Genomic DNA, 7,978 nt, shown 5'->3' with positions numbered 1-7,978 from the left:
ATGTGTCCAAATTTATGGGGTTAATCCGCTTCCATGAGATTATTTCCCTGTTACTTTTAAGCTTTCCTTTGAAAAAGCTATTTTCATTCGTTATTTTTTTATCGTCTAAATAGATTTCAAAAGTTTCATTTGTTATAGCCTTATTATAGGATATATGATTGCCATCCCTTGTTATAGAAGCGTCCATTATAAAGCCATCTACTTTTTCGCTTGCCATTTCCACAGTGCCATTCTCAGATAACAACCCAATAAGATAATTCGTTTTATTCTGCCATCTAATTAATATTCCTTTAGCTGTCCACCGTAATGGAATAACCGTACTATCAAAATCTGTTAAAGGTTGAATTAGCTCTCCATTATTAATATCATATATCTCGAGTGTACTGTCTTGTATATAGGTCTTATAGTAATCCTTCTCCCTTATGCTTGCCGAGTAGCATATTTTGCTGCCATCAGGAGAAAAACAGACGCTCCCTCCCAACAACTTATCTATATTCATCTTTTGTAGCTCTCGAGCTTTAATATCTAGTATGTATAGATCTCCATTTATATAATCACCCATATTTGAGCTTGGTGTAGCCATAAATACAGCCTTTTTCCCATCATTTGAAATATCAAATTCATGGATATGAAAATCCTTACCATCAGTTAGTTGATAAACAACGCTATTTTCGTGTTCATAGTTATCATTTTGTATCGCTTTTTCTATTTCAATGTAATATAAACAATTATTCTGGTATTCCTTACCTATATGATGAAAATCTCCATATAGTTGCTTACGTTTCTTTATCGCCTCTGATTCTTTTGACTGTGCAACATAATAAAAACCCTTGCCAGTAGGCTCCCATTTGAATGTACTGACCCCTTCTTTCTCATCCGTAATTTGAACCCCACTATAACCATCTATTGACTTAATAAAGATCTGATTTTTCTTATTATCCCCGTCACCAACTGGGCTAAGGTATGCGATATCTCTAGAATCTGGAGACCATAATGGGTATGTACTATCTATATCCCCAGTTGTTAATGGGTAACACTGCTTCTTATCTTTTTCATATATCCATATATGATTCCTATATGTATTGTCTTTCCAGTTAGCTGTCTTCTTGACAAATGCTACGTTTTTGCCATTTTCACTTATATTTGTACCTGATAAGGTTGGTAATGAAATAATCTCTTCTATACTTAGATATGCTTTTTCATTCATTTCCATTAATAACCCCCCCCTCGTAGTGCCTAAAGATACGCTTTTAAACTCTCCATACTATATTCGGGGTATTATTCAACTTTCCTACCCGGTAGCTTAGCAAAATGAGCAGGCTTCGGCAGCCTGCTCAACAATACTAGCCTTGAAAATGAGCTGTGGGTTTTACTACCCCTAATACAGCTTTGTAGTCCGAAGGTATATAAGTCACAGCTTTTAACTCCGTGATGACTTGCATGTACATTTTGTCAGGATCAGGCTGCACGACTCTATATTGAATAGTGGCCACGCCTTTCGAGAATTGGATGCCCGTGATCTCGAGTCCATATCCAGAGTGAGGAGCTAGGGCGGATAACGTAACTCGTGTGACAGAATCCGTTTCTTTTTCCGAAATGATTTTTACTTGGTTGAGATCGGAAGTATCAGGTGTTTCCGGTTTTGTGTTTTTAATGAATGTTAACGTTTTGCGGATCATATCGGCAGCTTCTGCGCGGGTGATATAGCTCTTAGGATAGAAGCGTTGCTTGCTGTCTAGGGATACGATTTTGGCAATGAGCAGCTTCTGAATACTGTCCATGTATCCGTCTGTCACCTGGTCGGCATCCGAAACGCTTTGGAAATTTTCGATCCATGCATAATTTCCTTTATGGCTTACTTGCCCAAATAGCCATTTGGCGAATTGCTCCCTTGTGACTTTAGCAGAAGGATTAATGTCTTTCGCAATGCCTAGCCCGTTATATTGAGCGATGATGAAGTCTTCCGCGTATGAAGAGTTGTTTTTAACCTTCGTATAATAGTCGGTTGCCTCCGGTTTCTTGATAAATTTAATATTATCGATGTTTAAATCCAAGCCTTTTACGATCATTGTCACTGCTGTTGACGCGTTCAAGCTTTCTTTCCCGTCTTCCTTACTCTGCTTGTTCTCTTTATGAGCAAAAGCGGAACCGCTAATGCCCATGCTGAAGACGGCGATTAACATGAGTAGTATCAGTGGCTTTTTCATTACATTTCTCATCTCGTTTTCCTCCGCATATCTTTATTATTCCCCTAGACGTGAATATGCTGAAATATGTTACATAGATGGAAAAATAATAAACCTTTATAATCACATTGCAGTTCACTCCACACCAACTGTCAGACGCCATACTCCTCGCCTATGGATACCTTATTTGCTCTGCGGCTTCAAGTATTTATCCAAAAACTTGATCATTGTACTGAAGAAATCGATCAAGTTCTCTTCTTTGGTGAAGCCATGTCCTTCATTATCCTTGACCATATACTCCACTTGCGTGCCGCGTTTTTTGAGTGCTTCGACAAATTGGTCGGAATCTGCTTTTTTCACCCGCGGATCATTCGCCCCTTGAGCCACGAATAATGGCGTTACGATCTTATCGACGTGGAACACCGGCGAAACTTGCTTCAACATTTCTTTGTCCTTTTCGACATTGCCGACACGTTCGTTATAGAGATTTCTCATGTTCTCCCAATACGGTGGAACCGTTCCCAAGAGCGAGAACATATTCGTTATACCTACATGATCAACAGCAGCAGCATACAATTCCGGCGTTTTCGTAATGCCCGTCAAGGCTGAGAATCCGCCAAACGATATGCCATAAATTCCAACTCGTTTCGGATCAGCAATCCCTTGCTGAATCGCCCACTTCACACCGTCAGTAATATCATCTTGAATTTTCAATCCCCATTGTTTATTTCCTGCATCCATAAAGGACTTCCCATATCCCATGGATGAACGGAAATTCATTTGAAGTACGGCATACCCGCGGTTTGCGAGCAATTGTACATCCGGGCTGAAGCCCCACATATCACGTATCCACGGCCCACCATGCGGATTGACGATCATTGGAAGATTTTGGAGATTTTTATTTTTCGGTAATGTTAAATAGCCGTGAATCGTTAATCCGTCTCTGCTCTTGTAAGAGATCGGATACATATCAGCCATCTGATCTGGTTTAAGCCACGGACTCATATTACCTAAGAATGTTAACTCACCGGATACGTTATCATACAAATAATACATCCCGTAAGTCTTGTCATTCGAAACACTAACGATCAGCCTCGTCATATCCTCGTTATAATCGTTTAGCCCGATTTCACTTTCACTGACGCCAAGCTTCTGCTGCAGCTTGCGGTGCAACGCCCCGAATTTATCATCGAAAAACCTCCAAATGCGTTTTATCTGTCACATAGATAGCCGCCAGCATTTTATCTTGATTCTTGTCGTAAAATGCTCCAGTCACGTCAACTTCAGGATGCTGATACAGAACTTCTTCCTTACCCTTTACATTCAGCTTGACGAGCGCCGTCTTGTCCCGACCGTTATTAGAGACCGCATAGATCGATTTACCGTCTGCCGAGAAACCAAGCGGATTTATCGTATCTCCAAAATGTAACGTAGCCAGCGGTTTGAACGCTTCTTCCTCCGTATCGCGGTACAACAATGTACTTACAACTCCGTCGCTTTCAGAAGCGAGTCGAATCTTGCCTTGGCGATCAGCTACCCATGCCGTAATGTTCCCTGGGTTTTTGGCGATCAGCTTCGTTTCCCCTGTCTTTACATTCAATTTATATACATCGAAGATGGTAGCATCTTCTTTATTCATCGAGATCAGAATTTCGTCTTTCACACCAGATAATTCGCTCACGAGTTGAACACTGACCTTGTCGTAAGGCGTCAAATCCACTTCCTTATTGCCATTAAAAGTGGACGAATATACATGGAAATTCTCATCTCCGCCCTTATCTTTGCGATATAGAATGTTATCGCCTTTCCAGAAGAAGCCGGCGATATCGCGATCTTTTGAGCTTGTCACGCGAATAGGCTCGCTTTTCCCTCCGATTTTCTCTACAAACACATTGGAACGGTTCTCCCAAGTACCCGCATAAGAAAGATACTTGCCATCTGGAGAAAGCTTATACCCAAAGCTGCCCGGACTCCGCATGAAGTCTTCCACGGAAATTTGTGCCACACCTCTGTCGTCCAACGTTGCTAGCATTTTATTGCTGTAATTTTTAAGCACAACAGCCGCTTGAGCTACAGTCACTGGCTGATCTTCGTGCAAGCTTCCATCTGCATTCCCTTGAATGAGCCCAAGTGCCTTGGCGCTTGTTGCATATTCGGCCAAGCTCGTTTCTCCCTGTTCCTTGCCGAGTGCCCGCACCATCATGCGTGCCATCTCACCGCGTTTGATTGGAGCGTCAACGGAAGTGAATTCTCCTTCCTTCAACCACCCCTTCTCGGAAGCAACCTTCATCGGATCGATGCCATGTTGATAGGTAAGCAATACCACCGCATAGCGGATAAAATCTTTAACAGAAATCTCTTGATTTTGTTGTACCCCTTTGTCAACGATTCCCTTCGTTATGAGCGTCTGTACTCCATCTTGATACCATGGTGCTGCTTGTTTCGCTCCATCCTGTGCCATGACTGACATGGGAATGGATACGGCCATAATAGCCGCAATCGCTGCGGAGACTAGTCTTTTTCTTGCATTCATGCTTTCAGTTTCCCCTCTCTGCTGGTACCCTGAATTTTTAAGGAATGAATCATTTATTCGGAAAATATCCCTTTTTACTGCATTCGAGACGACTCCCAGCCCTTGAAAGGCCTTGGTCAATCGAATCGTTCATACTATATGCTCCATACTCTTTTCTTCTCTCGCTCTCTCAATAACTATATCTTATAGGACGTAATCTTCTTTTTTCTTACATTACTCTTACGAATTTCTTAAGCTGACTATATGTGCAATAATAGCCGCTGTTCAAAGACATATGTGTTCTTTGCTCAAGTAACGACCCACGAAGCTGATTTTAGCCTCTATCAGACCACGAGCCAATTGTTGAAGATCGTTCAAACTATCCTGCGCATTAGCTTAATAAAATGAGCAGACTGTGGTAGTCTGCTCAACAATGTAAAATATTCAACTATCGTGCCCCTTTGGCTTAAACAATCTACCTGGATCAAAGCTTTCGTTATACATTAAAGTCCATAATATCTCCATGTTTCGCGTAGTGTATCAATCCATTGACTTCTTTTTGAACTCTTTTCGTTCCATTTTCATACTGCCACCAATTATCTGGCCTAGTTGTTTGATCTAATACTGGATGAAAACTATATTCAAACCATGAAGGCGCATATCTTAAAAATGTTAAATGACATCTTCGCATGTGATAAAAGGCTGTGCAGATCAAGATTCGCTTCATATTGTTCAGCCCGATTTGTTTATCCAATGCAGCTAAGGATTCAATCACATTCTCCTTCGTATTGGTTGAAATCGTCTCTATGATGATCGCATTCTCCGGAATACCTCTTTCTATCGCAAACGATCGCATGGATTCAGACTCTATAAATTCTCCATTATATCCGCCTAAGAAGAGTAATCTAGACGAACGTCCCTGGAAATACAACTCCACTGCAGCGGGCGTTCTATATTTATTGCTCGTTCTGCTAGACGGCACAACAATACAATCGCACTTAGCGTCATCATCTCGTATTCCCTGAAACAAAATCTGATGTGCGAGCTCCTTGGATACCTCTCCTTCTTCTAACTCAGATAGATACAACGTTGATCCCCCTCTCCTAATCATATATATGCAATCTATCGCTCGAAGGGCAAAATAATGATGGCTTTTCGGGCATTTCACATGATGGTGTCCCCAAATAGAGCACTTTGTCAAACTAGATTGGGACACCGGTATGGCCCGAGTCTCGACAATCTATTCGTGCATTGCTTATCTTCTATTAATTAATTTCAAGGCTTGCTGTAAATCTATATCTTCTTCAATATGTTTAGGTGTCCATTTGATATAGATATCTGGCTGAATTCCTTTTCCGTGTATTGGGTGTACTTCGGTTTTCTGTTCAAGTCTTGATATGGGATAATATAGAGTAAACTGTTTGTCCCAATTGATACTAACTAAGTCGCTATAATCATTTAGTCCCATAGTAGCACGTCCTACTATTGTTACTTTGGATGATCCTTTACTAGTCCCCACAAATTCCTCTCCGGCACTTGCACAATAATAGTCCGATAATATAATTACATTTTCTGGGTTATCTTCCCCTTCAAATTCGTTTACTCTGTCAGCTATAAATTCTGAAAAATCAAAAGCAACAAATCCTTGATTTCGATAGGTTTTAAATTGATTTTCACCAAACTCTAGCATTTTAAGCGTATCTTCATCATCTGTTGAGCTTCGAACGTTCTCGGCCGATTTTAAAAATAGTTCCACATTACGGTCAGAACAATTAAATTCTCGTACTTTCAGTTCAGAACTTGGCTTTTCTCCTTTTTTATAAAAATATCTCACTAAAGAATTGCCAGCATGAGCATTTCCTCCACTATTATGCCGGACATCAACAATTACATTTTTACTTGCAAGCAGGTCATCCTTATGCTTTTCAATTAGATTCACGATACGATCGGTATCTCCAAAATCAGAAAGGGTTACTAATAAAGTGTCTTCGTTAATAGAACGAATATCGTAAGTTGACTTTTTAGGGGTTCGTCGATATAAATTCAATTCCAGTTTAACTACATCTTCATTTTCGTTAATAAGCTCAAAATACTTAGCTTTGTTTAGGATTTCATCCCATTCCTCTCTCTCCGGATGAGATTCTCTAAGCATTGCACGTTGCTGTTTTCTTATCGAAGAAATCGATTGTCCGTCGACAGAAACAATTCTTGCCCCTTTTCCAAATCTGTTCTCTTCATAAACCTCTGTTACGTATAAGGTGTCTTCGTAATTCCTTACAAAAAAACCACATGTTTTAACTTCTACCTTTTCTGAATTATGTAAGTGAAAATACATATGACGATCTTGGAAACTAACAAGGTATTCATTCACAATTTCAGCAAACAGTTGCGGTGTCATTAATTCACTGGTTTCAAGGCGCTCTATTTTTTCTGTAAAATAATCAGGATTATCCCAACCTTTTTTTTCCTCATACCCTGCATAATCCTGATGCATGATAGAAACAATTTCAGCAAATATATTTACGTAGTTCATATTATTCTTTCCCTCCGAATCTCTTCTTGAACAACATCTAAACGAAACGGTCGAGCAGCAATTTCTAACTCAATAGTATTGCTACATAAAATAGTCCCCCGTTGTGAATTAACCAGACTCTAGATAGCTTACCTCTTAGTTCGGGTTGTTGATTTCCATTAATTTCCCATGATTATACATCCAGTGGAAAAGGAGCACAAGGTGCCGAATCTAGAAGTAGAATGAAATCCAGTTATTTTTCTGCTTTTTTGTTTTAATATAAATGCAAAAAAGGCGCATCATTAGATACCGCCATCTGGCTTTTAATTGGTGAACTTCCTCCAATTAATATGGTCGTTTCCATACCCCAATAGTTCTCAACTAAATAGTCAAGATCTCCAATCGCTTTGTTCCTTGGCTTTCATAGTCTCTCTGGACAAAAGTCATTTTCGCCCTAATTTCTTCGTCAATATCTTCAACCAAATAGGCTAGATTCACTATTTCAAATGAGTCTATTATAACACTTCTAAATGTATTCTTTCCCATCAACGGCTATGATGGATATTTTATAGAAACTAATTCGACCTTCTTGTTTATATCTGTATACTCATAGGTAGCAAAATAAATTTGATCCACCTGAATTAAATTCCATAGATTCTCCTCCGAAATTGCCATCGTGAATGTTATTGCATCGCTATCATATGGATTCTTGACTCGCATCCCCACCTAATCGGATTATTTATCGTCCTCAGGGAACATCTCCCTCAA

3 protein-coding genes and 2 pseudogenes are annotated in these 7,978 nt (G+C 39.9%); all 5 read right to left on the bottom strand.

Going from position 1 to position 7,978, the window contains the following annotated elements:
* Positions 1 to 1,213 (bottom strand): annotated as a pseudogene (locus BBG47_RS26640) (PD40 domain-containing protein); the annotation flags it as partial.
* A gap of 130 nt (positions 1,214 to 1,343) precedes the next feature.
* Positions 1,344 to 2,219 (bottom strand): S-layer homology domain-containing protein, encoded by an 876-nt coding sequence (locus tag BBG47_RS26635; protein ID WP_065294266.1) that lies wholly within the window; start codon positions 2,217 to 2,219, stop codon positions 1,344 to 1,346.
* 150 nt (positions 2,220 to 2,369) lie between these two features.
* Positions 2,370 to 4,719 (bottom strand): annotated as a pseudogene (locus BBG47_RS26630) (S9 family peptidase).
* 475 nt (positions 4,720 to 5,194) lie between these two features.
* Positions 5,195 to 5,785 carry a YdcF family protein gene (locus BBG47_RS26625; RefSeq protein ID WP_065294265.1) on the bottom strand — a complete coding sequence of 197 codons (591 nt, stop codon included), beginning with the start codon at positions 5,783 to 5,785 and terminating at the stop codon, positions 5,195 to 5,197.
* 168 nt (positions 5,786 to 5,953) lie between these two features.
* Positions 5,954 to 7,231 (bottom strand): S41 family peptidase, encoded by a 1,278-nt coding sequence (locus BBG47_RS26620; protein WP_065294264.1) that lies wholly within the window; start codon positions 7,229 to 7,231, stop codon positions 5,954 to 5,956.
* Positions 7,232 to 7,978: the final 747 nt, after the last annotated feature.

It is taken from the genome of Paenibacillus sp. KS1, from assembly GCF_001680695.1.
Classification (GTDB): Bacteria; Bacillota; Bacilli; order Paenibacillales; family Paenibacillaceae; genus Paenibacillus_B; species Paenibacillus_B suaedae.
The sequence above is the reverse complement of the archived record's forward strand: the minus strand, read 5'-3'. Positions and strand labels throughout refer to the sequence as shown.